This window comes from Brevibacillus nitrificans, assembly GCF_003710965.1.
Lineage (GTDB): Bacteria > Bacillota > Bacilli > Brevibacillales > Brevibacillaceae > Brevibacillus > Brevibacillus centrosporus.
The window spans coordinates 830,181-849,764 of the sequence record NZ_RHHU01000010.1 but is presented as its reverse complement, the minus strand read 5'-3'; the positions used below and the strand labels follow the sequence as shown (position 1 = coordinate 849,764).

The 19,584-nt window shown below is 52.1% G+C and carries 16 protein-coding genes; 1 reads left to right on the top strand and 15 read right to left on the bottom strand.

The annotated features are described in order from the left end of the window. Positions 1-88 precede the first annotated feature (88 nt). The 9 genes from EDM59_RS17575 to hemA form a co-directional block, all read right to left on the bottom strand. Complete coding sequence (locus EDM59_RS17575; RefSeq protein ID WP_122924776.1) at positions 89-1,963, bottom strand: bifunctional metallophosphatase/5'-nucleotidase; 1,875 nt, start codon at positions 1,961-1,963, stop codon at positions 89-91. A gap of 90 nt (positions 1,964-2,053) precedes the next feature. Then, positions 2,054-2,848, bottom strand: coding sequence for an alpha/beta fold hydrolase (locus EDM59_RS17570; RefSeq protein WP_122924775.1), 795 nt, complete (start codon positions 2,846-2,848; stop codon positions 2,054-2,056). Between the two features lie 110 nt (positions 2,849-2,958). After that, complete coding sequence (locus EDM59_RS17565; protein WP_246011094.1) at positions 2,959-3,504, bottom strand: GyrI-like domain-containing protein; 546 nt, start codon at positions 3,502-3,504, stop codon at positions 2,959-2,961. Between the two features lie 49 nt (positions 3,505-3,553). Further along, on the bottom strand, positions 3,554-4,837 hold the full coding sequence (gene hemL, locus EDM59_RS17560; protein WP_122924774.1) for a glutamate-1-semialdehyde 2,1-aminomutase: 1,284 nt from the start codon (positions 4,835-4,837) through the stop codon (positions 3,554-3,556). A gap of 7 nt (positions 4,838-4,844) precedes the next feature. Continuing rightward, positions 4,845-5,819 (bottom strand): porphobilinogen synthase, encoded by a 975-nt coding sequence (gene hemB / locus EDM59_RS17555; RefSeq protein ID WP_122924773.1) that lies wholly within the window; start codon positions 5,817-5,819, stop codon positions 4,845-4,847. After that, the gene (locus EDM59_RS17550; protein ID WP_246011093.1) at positions 5,803-6,627 is read right to left on the bottom strand and encodes a uroporphyrinogen-III synthase; all 825 of its coding nucleotides are present in this window, start codon (positions 6,625-6,627) and stop codon (positions 5,803-5,805) included. Before EDM59_RS17550 ends, hemB begins: the two co-directional genes overlap by 17 nt. Further along, positions 6,624-7,553 carry a hydroxymethylbilane synthase gene (hemC, locus tag EDM59_RS17545; RefSeq protein ID WP_122924772.1) on the bottom strand — a complete coding sequence of 310 codons (930 nt, stop codon included), beginning with the start codon at positions 7,551-7,553 and terminating at the stop codon, positions 6,624-6,626. Before hemC ends, EDM59_RS17550 begins: the two co-directional genes overlap by 4 nt. A gap of 20 nt (positions 7,554-7,573) precedes the next feature. Further along, positions 7,574-8,392, bottom strand: a complete 819-nt coding sequence (locus EDM59_RS17540) for a cytochrome C assembly family protein (RefSeq protein WP_122924771.1) — start codon at positions 8,390-8,392, stop codon at positions 7,574-7,576. Between the two features lie 29 nt (positions 8,393-8,421). Then, a complete protein-coding gene (gene hemA / locus EDM59_RS17535) occupies positions 8,422-9,777 on the bottom strand; it encodes a glutamyl-tRNA reductase (protein ID WP_122924770.1) in 1,356 nt (451 codons plus the stop codon). 259 nt (positions 9,778-10,036) lie between these two features. Between hemA and EDM59_RS17530 the strand changes: the two genes are divergently transcribed. After that, positions 10,037-10,978 (top strand): DMT family transporter, encoded by a 942-nt coding sequence (locus EDM59_RS17530; RefSeq protein WP_246011092.1) that lies wholly within the window; start codon positions 10,037-10,039, stop codon positions 10,976-10,978. Between the two features lie 68 nt (positions 10,979-11,046). Here the strand turns inward: EDM59_RS17530 and EDM59_RS17525 are convergent, their stop codons facing one another. From EDM59_RS17525 to clpP, 6 genes are all read right to left on the bottom strand, one after another. Further along, positions 11,047-12,399 (bottom strand): protein O-GlcNAcase, encoded by a 1,353-nt coding sequence (locus EDM59_RS17525; RefSeq protein ID WP_122924769.1) that lies wholly within the window; start codon positions 12,397-12,399, stop codon positions 11,047-11,049. Positions 12,400-12,433: 34 nt separating this feature from the next. Next, positions 12,434-13,090: a ribosome biogenesis GTP-binding protein YihA/YsxC gene (gene yihA / locus EDM59_RS17520; RefSeq protein WP_122924768.1), complete on the bottom strand. Its 657-nt coding sequence runs from the start codon at positions 13,088-13,090 to the stop codon at positions 12,434-12,436. Beyond that, positions 13,087-15,426, bottom strand: coding sequence for an endopeptidase La (lon, locus tag EDM59_RS17515; RefSeq protein WP_122924767.1), 2,340 nt, complete (start codon positions 15,424-15,426; stop codon positions 13,087-13,089). The genes yihA and lon overlap by 4 nt, the downstream gene beginning before the upstream one ends. Before the next feature lie 236 nt (positions 15,427-15,662). Further along, a complete protein-coding gene (gene lonB / locus EDM59_RS17510) occupies positions 15,663-17,360 on the bottom strand; it encodes an ATP-dependent protease LonB (protein WP_122924766.1) in 1,698 nt (565 codons plus the stop codon). A gap of 250 nt (positions 17,361-17,610) precedes the next feature. Continuing rightward, positions 17,611-18,876, bottom strand: a complete 1,266-nt coding sequence (gene clpX, locus EDM59_RS17505; protein ID WP_122924765.1) for an ATP-dependent protease ATP-binding subunit ClpX — start codon at positions 18,874-18,876, stop codon at positions 17,611-17,613. Positions 18,877-18,896: 20 nt separating this feature from the next. Further along, entirely contained in the window at positions 18,897-19,478 is a 582-nt protein-coding gene (gene clpP, locus EDM59_RS17500) for an ATP-dependent Clp endopeptidase proteolytic subunit ClpP (protein ID WP_092273954.1), read from the bottom strand. Positions 19,479-19,584: the final 106 nt, after the last annotated feature.

The following is a 19,584-nucleotide window of genomic DNA, read 5'->3' as shown; positions in this document are numbered from 1 at the left end:
GTTTACCAAACAGGTACTGTATATTGCAAGGTACTTTACGAAGAAAAGGACAGGGTGCCTTGCAGCGCCCTGCCCTTGCTTACCGTCCTTATTTTACCTCTACAATGCGGCCTTCCACTTTTGGATTGACCACTTGGCGCTTGATCAGTGCTTCTTCTACGACACTGTACATCGACAAGCCTGTGTTGAAGAATGGCTTTTTGAAGGACTCATAGCCATCTCCGCCAGCTGCCAGGAAGTCAATAGTAGCGACTTTATACGTTTTGGTCAGGTCAAGCGGCTTGTCGCCAACCTTTACCTCGATCACACGCTCGCCAGCCGGTTTGGTCGGGTTGTACGTGAAGCTCATGCCGCTGATTTGCGGGAAGCGCCCAGCACCCGTTTCCACTTGGCTTACCCCGTTTTCCAACGCTGCTCTCAGCTCTTCGCCGGTTACTTCTACGATGGACAAGGTATTGTTTTCAAACGGCAGGAGCGTGTACAGGTTTTTCTTGGTGATGTCGCCTGCGTTCAGCTGGGTACGGATTCCTCCGCCATTTGCCAGTGCTACATCTGCTTCATGGCCTTTGATGGACTGCGTGCGCTCCAGCATGATGTCCGCGATCAGGTTTCCGACGTTGGTTTCTTTCGCACGAACCAGTGCGCGGTCGCCATCCAAAGGTACTTCGGACTTCGCGATCACTACGTTCATTACGCTGTCAATCTGAGACACGATGTCTTTTACCATTTTGTCCACTTCTGGATCCGCTTGGACGGTTTCATCGTACTCTTTCAATCCGCCGGAGAAGGCAACGAGCTCTTCGCCCAGATAGTACAGGTCAGCACGTCCGAGAGACTTGCCGTACTCCCAGTCTTGTACGATGTAGGTGCCGTTTACTACTTCTGGTGCTTTCAGTGGCGTATGGGAGTGACCGCCTACAATCAGATCGATTCCCGGTACGTTTTTCGCGATTTCACGGTCTACGTCCACACCGATATGGGAGACTACCACTACGTGATCGGCTTCCTTTTTCAGCTCAGGCACGATTGTTTTCGCCACTTCTACCGGGCTTTTGAACGTCAGGCCTTTTACGTTGTTCGGGTGAGTCAGAACAGGCGTATCTTCTGCTACAAAGCCCACAAACGCAAACTTCTTGCCGCCGATCTCCGCTTTGTACGTCGGTACCAGCAGGTTTTTGCCATCTGCGGTAAATACGTTTGCATTGATCACGGGATGATCCAGGGAATCGCGCAGCTTCAGCAACTGCTCGTAGCCAAAGTCAAACTCGTGGTTACCAGCCGTCATCAGCGTGTAGTCCAGGCTGTTGAGGATAGGCAGGATGGACTCCCCTTTGAACTGGTTCACAAATACCGTTCCTTGGAAGGTGTCACCTGCATCCAGCAGCAAGAAGTTTGGATTTTCTGCGCGCCACTCTTTAATGAGCGTAGCGATTTTTGCATAGCCGAATTCTTTTTGTGCGGTGTCTTCTTGGATATGTCCGTGTGTATCGTTGGTATGAGCAAGCGTGATATGCGTAGTAGCAGCTTCACCCAAGGCGTTGAAGAAATCGCCGCGCGTTACTGTCGCTTTGTTTTCCAATGCGAGCTTGTAGCCCAGCTTGCTTGCTACTTCTGCCAGCTTGGTGGAAGTGAGAACTTGCGCTGCTTTTCCCGCATCCTCTGCAGAGACAGCGCCTTGTGCTTTTGCCCAAGCCAGGTAAGGAGCAGACCAGCTTTCGCCTTTTGCAGGTGCAGCGATTTGTGCGCCTTTCAGTTTTGCAAAGACAACCGTTGCTTCTGCAAGTGTTACGCTGCGATCCAGAGCCAGATCGCCGTTTTGACCAGCGGAGATGATGGATTTTTTGACCATCCAGTCAGCGTGCTGTACAGGATGAAGCGGTGCAGCAAATGCAGAGGTAGCCATCATGGAAGCAAAGACCACCGATGCAAAAGCTGTCATCGTAATACGACGTGCCTTTTTCATTTGGGAATTCCCCTCTCTCATATGTATCTATATTGATAGAATTTCCTTGTCCATTATAGCAAAATTTACTAGGTCATTGGTGAGAATTATCTAATTTTTCGACACGAAACGGACGATTGCTTCTGTCAGCTGTTCCGGAGCCTCCAGCATCCCCATATGACCAACACCCTGCAGTTTCACTTGCTCGATGTTTTCCCCATTTGCAGTGAACGTTTTTTCAGCAGGAATGATCTGATCCTCTTCACCCGCGACTAAAAGCACAGGTAGCTTGGTTTGCTGCAGCACTTCGGTACGATCTCTCCGATCGCGCATCCCTTTTAATGTCTGAATGGCTCCGACTGGCTTCGTGAACAGTCCGATCTCCTTTGCCAGCTGCACGTTTTCAGGCATCGTCGCCACATGACCAGGCGCAAACAGTTTCGGGATCAGTGCCTTGATAAATGGCTCCATGCCGTTTTCCCGAATGTTTTCAGCCCCTTTGTCCCGATTTGCCTTCGCTGCCTCATCGTCTGGATAGCCTGTCGAATGGATCAGCCCAAAGCTGGCCAGCTTGTCCGGATACTTCTGCGCGAAAGCGAGGGTCACATATCCGCCCAGCGAATGCCCAAACAAATGAATGGGTCCCAGCCCCAGCTTGTCCGCAAATTGGGCGAGATCTTCTGCAAATGTTTCCATCGTATACGTCTCTTCTGGAGCAGAGCTGCCCCCATGACCCCTCAGGTCAACCGCGATGACGCGAAAGGATTGAGAAAGCGCAGGGAGAACCTTCTGCCAATAACCAGAGCTGCCGCAAAAACCGTGCAGCAAAACCACCGTTTTCGGACCGCTGCCTTCCTCCTGATAGACGACATGCACATCATTTTCGAGCTGTATCTGTTTTTCCAAATGTGATCTTCCTTTCCAGGCTTTTTTCAATAGAGCTTTCCAAGGATAGTATTCCCTCTTTTGGTGAGGCTCGTACACGAGTGATCGAACAGCCGGCGGTCAGTCCCGGACTAGGAAATCAGGGGCAGGTAGATTTCGTACGCATTTTCTTTGCGCTCGGAAGCATGCACCGAGGGGACGAACCGATCGTCGTACCGCTCCATACGCAGCGCTTGCTCATCTACCAGATGCCCATTGTCTTTTACCCATTGGAACGCACCGAGATATGTTTGCTGCACCTGCTCCATGGAGCCTTCATGCCTAAAACGGGCATAGGTTTTCTCGGGCAGCGTCAAACCGACCATACCTGCGGGAATCTGGGCAAAGGCTTCCACTTCGACAGCGATGTACTCCGTAAAGAATTGGTACTTCTGATTTTCGCTGCTAATGTCGTAACGGACATGCGGGTCGATCACGTGGGCAATTTCTGGCTGTCTTTGCAAAAACAATTCCCATACTTTTGGCATTTCTGCAACCAGGGCTGGGAAAGTCCCTGAAAAGCTCACTCCAATCAGCAACTTCTGTGGTACGACCACGATGCTCCCTTCCACCTGCTTCACGCCCCTATTTCCATTTTTTTCTTCTATTTTACCATAATCCCAAGGACTGCTTGCCAAAAAAGAAAGCCCCTCCTGATCCGTTCAGGAGAAGCTCTCAGTATACTTCCTACAGTTTTTTCATCGCTTGATAGCTTGCTTCGATCGTTCTCTCGATATCCGCTTCCGTGTGCGCCAGGGAGACAAACATGCCTTCAAACTGGGACGGCGGGATCATGATGCCTTCCTCCAGCAGATGGCTGAAGTAGGCAGAGAAACGCTCCAGATCGGAGGTTTTGGCTGTTTCGTAGTTGATGACCGGTGTATCGGTAAAGAACAGACAGACCATGGAGCCAACGCGATTGAGCGTATGCGGGATGCCGAGCTTCGCTGCATTGTCCGCCAAGCCTTCTGCCAGACGCGCAGACAGCTTTTCCAGATACTCGTAAGCGCCAGGTTTGCTGAGCTCTTGCAGCGTTGTCAGACCTGCAGCCATCGCCAGCGGGTTGCCGGAGAGTGTCCCTGCCTGATAGATAGGACCCGCCGGTGCGATTTGCTGCATGATTTCCCGTTTGCCGCCGTATGCCCCGACTGGCAGTCCGCCACCGATCACTTTCCCCATCGTGGTCAGATCAGGTGTGATACCAAACAGCTCCTGTGCTCCACCGCGAGCGACACGGAAGCCTGTCATCACTTCATCGAAAATGAGCAGTGCTCCGTATTGCTGTGTGATTTCACGCAAGCCTTCCAGGAAGCCTGCAACCGGAGGAACTACCCCCATGTTGCCGCCGATCGGCTCGACGATCACTGCAGCGATATCGTCTCCATACGAGGAGAAAGCAAGCTTTACGCTTTCCAGATCGTTGTACGGAACGGTAATGGTATTGATCGCGGTTCCTTCAGGTACACCTGGGCTGTCAGGCAGTCCGAGCGTCGCGACACCGGAACCGGCCTTGATCAGAAGGCTGTCGGCATGGCCGTGATAGCAGCCTTCGAATTTCATGATTTTATTGCGCTTGGTGTAGCCGCGAGCGAGGCGCAATGCGCTCATTGTCGCTTCGGTACCGGAGTTTACCATCCGTACGACCTCTACCGATGGCACCAGCTCGCATACGAGCTTTGCCATTTCTGTTTCGCGCTCTGTCGGTGCGCCAAAGCTGGTTCCAAGTGCTGCGACTTCCGTAATCGCTGACAGCACGCGTGGATGCGCATGGCCGAGAATCAGCGGACCCCAGGATCCGATGTAATCAATATAGCTGTTGCCGTCTACATCAAAGATATGGGAGCCTTCTCCTTTTTCGATGTAAACCGGGTTGCCGCCTACACTTTTGAAAGCACGTACCGGGCTGTTAACCCCTCCTGGAATGTAGTGCTGTGCTTCCGCAAAGAGCTGTGTCGATTTTTCTCTCTTCATGCTCTCGTCACCCTTTCAGCCATTTGGAAACGTCTTTGGCGTGATATGTAATAATCAGATCGGCACCCGCACGCTTGAAGCCGACCAATGTCTCCATCACGATACGCTCTTCATCGATCCAGCCATTGGCAGCTGCTGCCTTCACCATGGAGTACTCGCCGCTCACGTTGTAAGCCACGATAGGCTGGTTGAAGTTTTCACGCAGACGCACCACCATGTCCATGAAAGCCAAGCCTGGCTTGACGATCAGGAAGTCCGCGCCCTCTTTTACGTCTGAGGCAGCTTCACGCAAGCCCTCCCGCGAGTTGGACGGATCCATTTGATACGTTTTGCGGTCGCCGAACTGCGGAGCAGAATTCGCTGCATCGCGGAAAGGACCGTAGAAGGCAGAAGCGTATTTAACCGCATAGGACATGATCGGAATATGCGTAAAGCCAGCTTCGTCGAGCGCTTCACGAATGGCAATCACAAAGCCGTCCATCATGTTGGAAGGCGCGATGATGTCAGCTCCTGCCCTCGCCTGGGAAACAGCCGTTTGCGCCAAAAGCTTGAGCGACTCGTCGTTGTCCACATCTCCATCGTGGATGACGCCACAGTGTCCGTGATCGGTATACTCACACAGGCAGGTGTCCGCGATCACGATCATTTCTGGGTAAGCTTCTTTAATCAGACGAATCGCCTGCTGGGTAATCGCACTGTCATCGTATGCGCCGGTACCGCACGCATCTTTCTCTTCCGGTACACCAAACATGATGACCGATTCAATACCTGCTGCAACCACTTCCTTCATCTCGATCGCCAGTTGATCCAGGGAAAAGTGATACACGCCTGGCATGGAAGGAATCTCTTTTTTCACATTGTTTCCTTCTACCACGAACAACGGGTAGATCAGGTCCTCCATCCGTACGTGGTTTTCCCGAACCAGATTGCGCATGGCCGCACTACTACGCAGGCGGCGATGACGGTCAAATGTTTGTGCCATGTCCATTCCCTCCCAGATTCTCTATCAAAGCTGTAAGCAAGCCCTCCACGGTAAACTCCGTTGCGACCACCTGAACCTTCAGCCCGTTTTTCTGTGCCGTTTCCGCTGTGATGGGACCGATACAGGCGATTGTCACCTGATCGAGCCATCCTTCCTGGGCAAAAGGAGCCATGGCCTGCACAAAATGAGTCACGGTGGAAGAGCTGGTAAACAGGATTCCATCAATATCGTGGTTTTGAATACGCCGAGCCGCTTCAGGTGCCAGCTCAGCATCGATGACGGTATGATACACATCTACTTCCGTCACTTCCAATCCTAGTCGAACCAATTCTTGCGGCAAAGCTTTGCGAGCAATGTCCGCCCTCGGGAGCAGCACGCGCTGACCGGGAACAAGCCGATCATGCAAGCTCGAAAGCAGCCCTTCCGCTACATAATCCGACGGGATGACAGCAACGGTCAGCCCCTCTTTTTGCAAAGCTGCGGCTGTTTTCGGGCCAACGGCTGCCACCTCGGCGCGGATCGTTTCGATTCCTGCTCCGACGGCTCGCATCCGCTCCAAAAAGAACTGAACGCCATTCACACTGGTAAAGATCAGCCAGTCAAAGGTCTCGAGCTGAGCAATCGCTTCATCCACCTGACTTGGATCATCGGGCGCAACCATTTTCAGAAGAGGAAAAGCATAAGCCTCTCCTCCCAGAGCTTCTATCTTTCCTACGAGCTCCCGCACCTGGCTGCGAGCCCGCGTGACCATGATGCGCTTGCCTGCCAGCGGTCCAGCAGATTCGAGCTGCGCATCCGTCATACTCATTGCTCATTCTCCCGCAGCACTTGTGCCAGCACCTCTCCGGCGCCTTGGGCAAGCAGTGCCTCCGCTACTTGTATGCCCAGAGCAACAGGATCCGTACCGCTCGCGGTATTTTTAAACATTTGCTTGCCATCTGGGGAACCGACCATTCCTGTCATCGTGATCAAGTCGCCCTCTCCGATCGTCGCATACGCACCGATCGGCACCTGGCAGCCGCCCTGCAGCTTGTGCAGGAAGCTGCGTTCAGCTGTTACCGCCAATCTCGTCGGTTGGTGATCCAGCTGACGCAGCAGCTCCAGCGTCTCTGTATCATCAGCACGGCATTCGATTGCGAGTGCACCCTGCCCTACTGCAGGCAAAGAGATTTCGACCGGCAGGTACTGCGAGATCGTTCCATCGAAGCTCGCGCGCTCCAATCCAGCTGCGGCCAGGATGATCCCGTCGAAGTTTCCTTCCGCAAGCTTGCGCATACGCGTGTCAATGTTTCCGCGCAAGGACTCGATCTGGATGTCAGGACGATACGCCATCAGCTGTGCGGCACGGCGCAGACTGCTCGTACCCACTATTGCTCCTTCGGGGAGTGCATCCAGCGTTTTTCCGTCCTTCGAGAGCAGTACATCTCGCGGATCCACTCGTTTGGGAATCGCGCCAATGACCAGCCCCTCCGGAAGCTCAGCAGGCATGTCCTTCAAGCTGTGTACGGCAAAATCCGTTTCTTTATCATACAGAGACTGTTCAATCTCTTTTACAAACAAGCCCTTTCCCCCGACCTTGGACAAGGTCACATCGAGGATGCGGTCTCCCTTGGTCACGATCTCGTGCAGAGCAAAATCCGCTTCCGGCGCCATCTCCTTGAGACGGTCTACCACCCAATTCGTCTGAATCAGCGCCAATCTGCTACGCCGCGTACCCACGTTCCATTTTTTCATGACTGCCTCCTAGAACAGCTTTACCACCAGCTGTGAAATGTTGAAGAGTTCGCTCCAAAAAAGTTGATCAAAAGCAAGGCGAATGCAAGGATGTTCCAAATCTGCATTTTGCGAATCGGCATCGTATCCCTGTATCTTTTATAAACCCAGAAGGAATAGCTGGCTAGCACGATGAGAGAAAGAACCACCTTGGCATCCAGCATGAATTTATCCGGCAGTACCATTTTCGCCCAAATAATCCCCAATACAATCGAAAGCAATAGCATAGGCACACCGAGCATGTTCATCCGGTACGCGTAGCTCTCCAGCTGATCGAGGCTCGGGAGCCTCCGCAGCAGCGGTGTCCACCTGCGTTCCTTGAGCATTTTATGCTGCAGCAGGTACATGCCGGAAAAAATCAGGGACAAGGAAAATGCGCCGTAGCTGAACATCGCCAGCGTTACATGTGTCAACAGCAGCTCGGACTGCAAAACGCTTGATACAGCAACGATCGGTGTCTCCGGTAAAAACATGGACATGACCAGAACGACAAACCCGATAATATTCGTAAAAAACACCAGTAAGTCTATTCGAAAAAAATAGTGAATGGCAAGTGAGAGACTTACCAGTACCCATGAATAAAAAAAGAGCGTTTCAAACAAAGTGATGACAGGAAAATACGTCTTCATGATTGTCTGTGAAACAAAAAAAGCAGTTTGCAAGGCCCAAACGACAACAAGCAACCCGAAAGCCAAACGATTGACTTTCCGGTTGCTTTGCAAGAAGTCGTTAAAATAGAAGAGAACACTTGCAGCGTAGAGAAAGATCGTCAGGTCGTAGATCCATCTCACCTCGGCCATGCACTCTCTCCCCTCTTTCCCATCGGTTTCTATCGGTTTGCTCTAATCGCGGGCGCGGGAGCAGCTACTTGTTTGGTTTTCTCGTCTGCCCACTTGGCTTCCTTTTCGGTACGCTCCAAAATATCCTCCAAGGCAAACATCTTGGCGAACATCTCCAGAACTTCCTCGCCATCTTTTGAAGCCGCCATCTCTTTCAAGCGCACCACCGGATCGTGCATGAGCTGATTCACGATCCCTTTTGTCGTCTTGCGAATGATATGTAGGTCGCGCTCTGTCAGGTTAGGCAGCTTGTTTTCGATCTTGCGCATCGCTTCCGCCTGGACACCCAGCGTCTTTTCGCGCAGAGCGGCAATCAAAGGTGCCACGCCAAGCGTCTGATACCAGTTGGAAAAAGCGAGGATCTCGTCCTGAATCATGGCATCGATGCGATCTGCTTCACGGGAACGCTCAGCCACGTTGCTCGCCACGATGCCTTCCAGATCGTCGATATCATAGAGAAATACATTGTCCAGATCGTGCAAATCAGGGTTTAAATCACGCGGTACCGCGATATCGACCATGAACAATGGACGATGCTTGCGCTTTTTCATGATCGGAGCAAGTTCGTTTTTCCCCAGGACGTAGCCGTTTGCCCCAGTCGAGCTGATGACGATGTCTGCTTCGAGCAGCGCCGCTGGCAGCTGCTCCATCGTACAGGAATCCCCTTTGAATTTCTCTGCCAGCAGCTGCGCTCTTTCCAGTGTGCGATTGGCCACAATCACTTTTTCCGAACCGTTCGCATGCAAATGCTTGGCTGTCAGCTCACTCATCTTGCCTGCCCCTACGATCAGCACCGATTTCCCTGCAAAGGAACCGAAAATCTTCTTCCCGAGCTCTACAGCCGCGTAGCTGACGGATACGGCATTTTGACCGATCGCTGTCTCGGTATGCGCACGCTTGGCAAACGTAATCGCTTGCTTGAACAGCATATTAAACACAGTGCCCGTCGTCGCATGCTCCTGCGCCAGCAAGAAAGCGTCACGCACCTGTCCCAAAATCTGCGTCTCTCCTACGACCATGGAATCCAGTCCAGAGGATACACGGAACAGATGGTCAATCGCCTCTTCGTTTTCCTTTATATACAAATGATCCTTAAATTGCTCTTTCTCCACACCAAACCATTCCGCTAAGAAGCGGCGTGTATAGTCACGGCCGATGTTGGCCTGATCACATACGACATAAATCTCCGTGCGATTGCACGTACCGAGAATGATACATTCCGCAATACTCTTCGTCTGGGAGAGTAGATGAAGAGCACGGGCGGTCCCATCGTCACTAAACGTAAATTTTTCGCGTATTTCGACAGGCGCCGTTTTATAATTGAGGCCCAGCAAAAGAATATCCATAATGTCCTCCCAGCATGACGTGCTTACATACACCATGTGTAAAATGCACTATTATTATAACATTATGTCCAGAATCGACCACGAGTAATTGTGAAAAATTTATTAACGGCGTGCACTTTCCATTCGGCGGAGTCGGTTTTCATGTCGAAACTCATGGTTCCATTCCCTTGCTTTCCCCTGTAGAATGGCTTAAGATGCAGGCTAGATAAAAAGAAAAACCATAACATTTCGAATGTTGGTGGAGGGGAGATTAGAAGCATTGAAAAAACCATGGGTGGCAGATTTCACATTGCTATTAATCGCTTTTATCTGGGGGTCTACTTTCCTGGTCGTCCAACAGGCGATCGAGTTGCTTCCTCCAAACACGTTTAATGCGGTTCGCTTTACCATCGCTGCACTCTTTTTGCTCATCATACAAGTCTTCTTGTACCGTCATCGTTGGAAGGATTGGAGCCGCCAGCTGGTCAAATCCGGCGTGATCCTCGGGTTTTGGCTTTGCCTCGGCTACGCTCTGCAAACCGTGGGGCTTCTCTACACGACGCCATCGAAAGCAGGCTTCATCACAGGTCTGTCTGTCGTTCTAGTACCGCTGTTCTCCGTGCTTCTATTAAAAGAGCGTGCCAAACCCGCAGCAGTCGTCGGGGTTATCCTTGCAGCATTTGGTCTATACCTTCTGACACAAAATCAAGAGTTCTCTTTCAATCTGGGTGACATTCTCGTCTTTGGCTGTGCGATCTGCTTTGCGATGCAAATCGTCTTTACCGGAAAGTACGCGCCGCACTTTTCCGCCCTGCCGCTAGCCATCACCCAGCTCGGAACCGTAGCGATCATGAGCTGGATCTACGCGTTCTTCTTTGAGGATTACAGCCGTGCCTTTGATCCGCACATTTTGTTCCAGACAGAAGTTGCTTTCGGGCTCATCATCACTTCCATCTTTGCAACAGCCTTGGCTTTTCTGGCACAAACGGCCCTGCAAAAGCAGACCAGCTCGACCAGGGTCGCGCTTATCTTTGCACTGGAGCCCGTATTCGCCGCACTGACCTCCTACATCTTCATCCATGAAGTGTTGAACGGACGACAGCTCGTCGGCTGTCTGCTCATCTTCATCGGAATGATACTGGCAGAGCTGCCCATTCAGGAATGGATCCGCAGCAGCCGGGTACAAAAGAACAAGCCAAACGATGGCAGCGAATCTGCATAAGTCCCCTCTGATACAAAAAGGTTCCCTTCTCCTAAATCGAGAGGGGAACCTTTTTTGTGTACGGGCAATCAGGTAGCTTTCCGAACTTCCTGCATGACCGCCTCTACAAACAGATTCATGACTTGCCCGCATACTTTTTGCGGCAGCTTCTCCGTCCGCTTCAACCATTGCTTCAGCTTCAGCAGGTGAAAGGCAGCCTGCGTCAGCCTTCCACTCGTCCCTGCCTCGACCAGACCGACAGCCGATTGGCCGACTTTCGCCCAGTGGCGGTACTTTTCAAGCCATGGCCTGCATTCGAGTGCGAGCTTTTGGTTGGTCATTCCCTGTAGCAGCTGCTCTGCGGCTTCCTCCATCTCGACAAACAGAGACTGCAGCTGCGCTACCGCCTCCTGTCGATCTCCCTGAAGAAATTGAAAGCGAAACTTGAGCAGGGCTTCCATCATCCGCGGAGATTCGATTTCGTTCAGAAAGGAGCTCTGCACGTTATCAGCGAAGCGCATAAAGGCAGCTGCGTCCTTTTCACCGACGACCTCATTTACAGCTTCTTCCCACGCCGTCTGCGGATCGTAGCCCAGCGGATCGCGCAGGTAAGCCGCCGTCGTAATCAAAGGAATCTTCGAGCATTCCGGCCTGGACATCGCATTCGCCACGTAGCCTTCCGAATGACTCCACAGATCGGGGTCCCGGTGACGCAGCGGACCGATATGCAGCTCGTTTGCCATCGCCAAATCATTCACAGGATAATTGTCCCAGTACAAAGGCTTGTGATTCGTATAGTTCTGAAATCGCTGTGCGTCGCCATCCGTTAAAAACGGGGAGCAGACAAAACGACCTGTCCAGAAAAGATCAATCCCCGCTGGCAGATGCATGCCCAAATACTGGACGTACGGTTCTTTTCCAAGTCCGTTGTACTGGGTTGGACAGATTGCCAGTTTGATCGACTGCGACCAGCTTTTCAGCTCGCTCCACACACGCATTGTGACATCGACATGGGCTGCCGCCAAATGATCGTATCGCGCTGTATCCGCCGCGTGCAGGAGGTGCATCGGAATATCATCAAACAGCAGAGCAAAAAACCGAACCCCTTTGTCGTACATCGTGCGGTATTTCCTCAAAAGCAAGTGGGTATGCTCCTGATTGCTGTACTCCATACTCAATCCCGGACTGAGGCAGTAGACGAATTGGACCTTGTCTTTTACGGTCTGCCGGATCAGCTCATCAATTTCACGCTCAGCCGCTTCTGGATGCTTCTCCATCCATTTCTCCCGCAAGTACAAATCATCTTTGGGGGAATAAAAGTAGGTGTTGTAGGCATGTCTGCCCAGGAAATGGATCATGTCCAGCCGCTCTGCATGCGTCCAGGGCGTTCCGTAAAAACCTTCGATTACGCCGCGTATGGCAAAGCGTGCAACCTCGCTCACGAATGCTGCCTCCCCTTCCCCTCCGGAAATAGCGTCAGTCGTTTTTACCTGCTACAGGCGCAGGAGTTTCCACGGATGTCTCCGCCACTTCTGCCGTCTGATCGCCACCACGCAAGCGGCGGAGAATTTCTCCCCATAGCTCATCTTTTCCCTGTCCTGTCTCCGAGGAGAAGACGATGATTGTGTCATCCCCGCGCAAACGCAGACTTTGACGGATTACTTTTGTATGCTGCAGCCAGCGTCCACGTGCAATCTTATCGCCTTTGGTCGCAACCACCACAGTCGGAATCCCGATTTGCTTGCACCAGTCGTACATGGCGATATCGTCCTTGCTCGGTGCATGGCGAATATCGACCAGCTGAATCACAAAGCGCAGCTCCTGGCGATTTTTCAAATAGCCTTCAATCATCTTGCCCCATTGCTCTTTGATGGTCTTCGCTACTTTCGCGTAGCCGTAGCCAGGAAAGTCTACGAAATAGAGCATGTTGTTGACGCGGAAGTAGTTCAAGGTTTGCGTTTTCCCTGGACGGGAGCTGATACGCGCCAGACCTTTGCGATTCATCATTTTGTTCAAAAGGGATGACTTACCGACGTTGGAACGGCCCACGAGAGCGATCTCATGCAGGCCGTCCTCCGGGTATTGCTTGGGTCCAACAGCGCTTATGATAAACTCGGATGATGTTACTTTCATTTCTTGTCACCTACCGGTTGTTTCGTTAGAGCATGCCGCAGCACTTCGTCCAAATGCTCAACCGGATAGAAAGTTAGGGCTTCGCGAACGCTTTCTGGAATGTCCTCGATGTCTTTTTCGTTGTCCTTTGGCAAAATGATCGTCGTCAAGCCTGCGCGGTGTGCAGACATGCATTTTTCTTTCAAGCCACCAATTGGGAGCACTCGTCCACGCAGGGTGATTTCGCCCGTCATTCCGACTTCCTTTTTCACTGGAATTCCTGTCAGAGCAGACACCAATGCAGTCGCCATCGTAATCCCTGCAGATGGACCGTCTTTTGGAATCGCTCCTTCTGGTACGTGGATGTGGATGTCGTTCTTCTCATGGAAGTCCGGGTCGATTCCCCATTCGTTGGCACGGGAGCGGATGTAGCTGAATGCAGCTTGCGCCGACTCTTTCATTACGTCGCCCAATTGTCCGGTCAGGGTCAGCTTGCCTTTCCCCGCCAAAATGCTCACTTCCACATTCAGCGTGTCGCCGCCAGCCTGTGTCCATGCCAATCCTGTGACGGAACCCACCTGATCCTGTTTCTCAGCCAGGCCGTAGCGATAGCGAGGTTTTCCGAGCAAAGCTTCCAGCGTTTTGGCCGTAACCACTACGCGCTTTTTCTCTCCGCTCACGATGATCTTGGCCGCTTTTCGGCATACGTTTGCCGCTTCGCGATTCAGATTGCGCACCCCGGCTTCGCGCGTGTACAAACGCACCAGCTTTAGCATCGCATCTTCATTCATTTGCAGCTTATCTTTACCGAGACCATGGTCTTCCATTTGCTTCGGCAGCAGGTAGCCACGCAGGATGTTCAGCTTCTCCAGCTCGGTATAGCCGGAGATCGAGATGACCTCCATCCGGTCGAGCAGCGGACGCGGAATGGTGTCGAGGCTGTTCGCCGTCGTAATGAACATCACGTTCGTCAGGTCGTACGTTTCTTCTATATAATGGTCGCTAAACTTGTCATTCTGGTTCGGGTCGAGCACTTCCAGCAGAGCGGATGCAGGATCGCCGCGGAAGTCAGAGGCGAGCTTGTCGATCTCATCCAGCAAAAATACTGGATTAATCGTGCCAGCCTGCTTCATCCCCTGGATAATCCGTCCTGGCAAGGCCCCTACGTATGTGCGGCGATGACCACGAATCTCTGCTTCGTCCCGCACGCCACCGAGGGAAATACGGACAAACTCACGGCCCAATGCACGAGCAACGGAGCGAGCGAGTGACGTTTTCCCTACCCCTGGAGGGCCGACCAGACAAAGAATCGGGCCACGCATGGAATTGACGAGCTTTTGGACAGCCAAGTACTCCAGCACGCGCTCTTTTGGCTTTTCCAGACCGTAGTGATCTTCGTCCAGCACTTCCTCTGCATGCTTGATATCGAGGTTATCCTCGGTCGTCTTTGTCCACGGCAGCGCAAACAGCGTATCGATATACGTACGAATGACAGAGCCCTCCGCAGAGGTCGACGGCATTTTTTCCAGGCGCTCCAGCTCTTTTTCGATCTTGGTTTTGATTCGCTCAGGTGCATCGGACTTTTCCAGCTGAGCACGCAACTCATCTACTTCGCTCTGGCGACCGTCCTTGTCGCCCAGCTCTTTCTGGATCGCTTTCATTTGCTCACGGAGGTAGTATTCCTTTTGCGTGCGCTCCATCTGCTTCTTCACGCGGTTGCCGATCTTGCGCTCGAGCTCCAGCACCTCGCGCTCGTTGTTCAGGATCGTGAGCAGGATCTCCAGACGCTCCTGGATGTTAATCGTCTCGAGAATTTCCTGTTTGTCCTTCATTTTCAAAGGCAAATGAGAAGCAATCACGTCAGCAAGTCTGCCCGGCTCCTCGATGTCCTGTACGGATGTGAGCGTCTCCGGGGAAACCTTTTTCGACAGCTTGATGTATTGCTCAAAGTGGTTGAGCAGCGAACGCATCAACGCTTCCACTTCGTTTTCTTCCGCTTTTTCTTCCTGCAAATATGTAATGGACACGACGAAATAATCTTCCTGTTGAAGATATTCCTCGATTTTGGCACGCTGCAAGCCTTCTACCAATACACGGATTGTACCGTTTGGCAGCTTCAGCATCTGTTTTACGCGCGCAACAGTTCCGATGCTGTAGATTTGCTCAGCATCTGGTTCCTCTATGTGTACTTCTTCCTGTGTCGCAAGCAAGATCTTGTTGTCGTCCACCATCGCTTGCTCCAAGGCACGAATAGACTTTTCACGTCCCACGTCCAAATGGAGCACCATAGTCGGATACACAAGCAAGCCACGCAGCGGGAGAAGCGGTAATTCTCGTTTACCGGAACGTTCGCCCAAGCGGATGCACCTCTCCTTGTTGAATCTATCCCTCTTGCAATGAGTCAGCTTAAGAGTTTTCAGTCTTTTGGTCGTACATGCAAAAACGGCTGAAATAGCCGTTTTCGCTCCCGTACGGCGCCCCCAAAAGCAAAGCGGGCCAAGGAATAGCGGCCCCCTACTCTTTGCAAGCAGAAGCTTTTTTCCATTGTAGCGCAAACGCCATGCGATGTCTAATTTGCATGCGCTCCCGAGTGTTACAAGGAAAATGGCGAAGATGCCAGATCCTCAGCAGGAAGCTGCAGCGTAAAGCCCGTCGTTTCCGCCTCGGGCTCGGCCTGTTCAGGTACCGCGAGCTCCATCACTTGGGCAACCGTCGATACCGGGATAATCTCAATGCCTTTCATCTCCGCAAAAATGCTTTGCCAGTTCTCCTCAGGAATGAGGACGCGGGTCGCCCCTGCTTGCCTGGCTGCCTCGACCTTGGCAACGACCCCACCCACTGGCTTCACTTTCCCGTGGATGCTGACTTCGCCGGTCATCGCCAAACGGTTGTCAACCGGAATGCCGCGGATTGCAGAGTAAATCGCTGTTGCAATCGTAATTCCTGCTGATGGTCCATCTACAGGAATCCCACCTGGAAAATTGATGTGCAGATCGTAATCGTACGGACGTATGCCCATGCGATGCAAAACGGTCAACACGTTTTCCACAGAACCTCTCGCCATTGATTTTCTGCGAATCGTCCTGCTGCGACTGCCCATTTCCTCTTCCTCTGCCATTCCCGTAATCGCCATTTTCCCTTGGCCGTTGACCATGGCTGGCGATGCCGTTACCTCGAGTTCCATGACACTGCCCATATTGGGGCCATAGACGGCAAGGCCGTTAACCAAGCCGATTTGCGGGGTTTCATGCACCTGTTTTTCCGGGCGCGGCGATTTCTGACTGCTGTGCATCACCCACTCGACATCTGCAGCGATGATATTTTTCCGTTCCTCCGTCAAAGCGATCCCGGCGGAGATTTGCAGCGTATTAATCGCTTCCCGCCCGTTTGTCGCATAGCGCTCAATGACAGAAACTGCCGCATCCTCAATATCCAATTCCATCTTGGCAACTGCCGTACGCACGATGCTGCCAATCTCACCTGGCTTCAACGGACGGAAAAAGATCTCCAGACAACGGGAGCGCAGCGCGGCAGGCAGTTCCTCCGGCAATCGCGTCGTTGCTCCCACCAAACGAAAGTCAGCAGGCAGCCCATACTTGAACACATCGTGAATATGCGAGGGAATTTGGCTGTTTTCCTCACTGTAATAAGCGCTTTCCAGCATGACTTTACGGTCTTCCAGCACCTTCAGCAGTTTGTTCATTTGCACAGGATGCAGCTCGCCAATTTCGTCGAGGAACAGCATTCCTCCGTGTGCTTTGGTAACCGCTCCTGGCTTCGGCTGGGGAATCCCTGCCTGACCGAGGGAGCCTGCCCCTTGGTAGATCGGATCATGGACGGAGCCAATCAACGGATCCGCTATCCCTCGTTCGTCAAATCGCGCAATCGTCGCATCAATCTCAATGAATTTGGCATCCGCAGTAAAGGGGGAAAGCTGATTTTTCTTCGCTTCCTCCAGAACGACCCTGGCTGCTGCCGTTTTGCCTACTCCCGGCGGTCCATATACGATGACATGCTGCGGGTTTGGTCCGCACAGCGCTGCCCGCAATGCACGCAGCCCATCCTCTTGTCCGACGATCTCCTCCAGCGTGGACGGTCTCGTCTTCTCGGATAACGGCTCCGTCAAAGCCACCATTCTCATCCGCCGAATCGAATCCAGATCCTTTCTCGACTCTTTCTCCGTGGACGTCTTGGTATTCCGTTGTGCTCGCAGCAAATTCCAAAAGTAGGTCCCGATTACGATCCCAACGACTACTTCAATGACGGCAATGACCAATGTCGTATAGTCCATTTGAATCCCTCCCACTGCACCTATGTAAAAGCGTCTCTTGAACTATATCTTGTAGTATTGCCCCGCAATCGTAGACGTAAACCAAGAACCCGCGTCGCCAAAAGGCATTCGGAAACGTTAGAAAACTTGGCTTCGCCAAGCCTTTCGGCGGAGCCTTAGTTGCACTTATACTGGCTAAGAATCTTATAAATTCTTACTGTACAAAAAACCGCCCCGAATACACGGAGCGGCTTTTTTTCCAGCAAGTAGCTTATGCAGTTTCTCCACGAACTTCATGACCTTCTTTGTTCATGAGCTGCGGCTTCACTTTATCACGTACGGTTTCTTCCGTAATGACGCACTTGTCGACGTCTTCACGAGAAGGCAGTTCGTACATCATATCGAGCATGATTTGCTCGATGATCGCACGAAGTCCGCGTGCACCTGTATTGCGTTTGATCGCTTCTTTCGCGATTTGCAAGAGGGCACCCGCATCGAACTCGAGCTCGACTCCGTCCAGGCTCAGCAGTTTTTGATACTGCTTCACGAGGGAGTTTTTCGGCTCCGTCAAAATGCGTACGAGCGTCTCTTCATCCAATGGCTCGAGCGTCGCCAGTACTGGCAAACGACCGACGAACTCTGGAATCAGACCGAATTTCAAAAGGTCTTCTGGAAGTACGTGTTTCAGATACTCTCCAGCTTTCAGGTCGCCTTTTACGCCTTCCGTAAAGTCGGCACCGAAACCAATGACCTTTTTGCCCAAACGGCGTTTGATGATTTGCTCCACCCCGTCAAATGCACCACCGCAAATGAACAGGATGTTGGAGGTATCAATCTGGATGAACTCCTGATGCGGATGCTTGCGGCCGCCTTGCGGAGGAACACTCGCAACGGTACCTTCCAAAATTTTGAGCAAAGCTTGCTGTACGCCTTCACCGGAAACATCCCGTGTGATCGATGGGTTTTCCGATTTGCGGGCGACCTTGTCGATCTCATCGATGTAGATAATGCCTTTTTCTGCTTTCTCTACATCGTAATCAGCTGCCTGGATCAGCTTCAGCAAGATATTTTCCACGTCTTCGCCCACATAGCCGGCTTCTGTCAGGGAAGTGGCATCAGCGATTGCGAACGGAACATTCAAGATGCGAGCCAGCGTTTGCGCCAGCAAGGTTTTCCCGCTACCAGTCGGCCCGATCAGCATGATGTTGGATTTTTGCAGCTCCACATCCTCGATCTTGGCGCCGGAGTTGATCCGTTTGTAGTGGTTGTATACCGCGACAGACAGCGATTTTTTCGCCAGATCCTGACCGATGACATAGTCGTCCAGGATTTTGCGGATTTCCACTGGCTTCGGAATTTCCTTCATATCGATTTCTTCTTCCGTGCCCAGCTCTTCCTGTACAATCTCATTGCACAGTTCGATACACTCGTCACAGATGTATACACCAGGACCAGCTACCAGCTTGCGCACCTGTTCCTGGGACTTGCCGCAGAAGGAGCACTTCAGTTGGCCTTTGTCGTCGTTAAACTTAAACATGCGCTTCACCTCACAACGGGTCAGTTTTTGCGTTCAATAATAGCATCGATCAAGCCATAGGCCTTTGCGTCCTCTGCGCTCATGAAATTGTCGCGATCCGTATCTGCCTCTACTCGTTCGATAGGCTGACCTGTCCGCTCTGACAAAATTTCATTCAGCTGGCGTTTGGTTTTGAGGATCCAATCTGCATGAATGCGGATATCCTCTGCTTGCCCGCGCACGCCGCCGAGCGGTTGGTGAATCATGACTTCACTGTTCGGCAGAGCGAAACGCTTGCCCTTTGCACCCGCCGCCAAGAGGAACGCTCCCATGCTTGCTGCCATACCTACACAGATCGTAGAAACGTCAGGCTTGATGTACTGCATCGTGTCGTAGATAGCCATGCCTGCGGTTACAGAACCGCCAGGAGAGTTTATGTATAGCGAAATATCTTTGTCCGGATCTTCTGCCTGCAAAAACAGCAGTTGGGCGACGATCAGATTGGCGACTTCATCATCAATCTCTGTGCCCAAAAGGATAATCCGGTCTTTCAAGAGGCGCGAGTAGATATCATAGGAGCGTTCGCCTCTGCTCGTTTGTTCAATGACCATAGGGATCAGCATATGTATGTTCCTCCTTTGCCGAAAAGCATGCGGCTATGCGACCTCGAAATGCAGTGAGAAGGACCTCAAAAAAATATCCTTTGGTGGAAAAACAAGGCACGAGCGT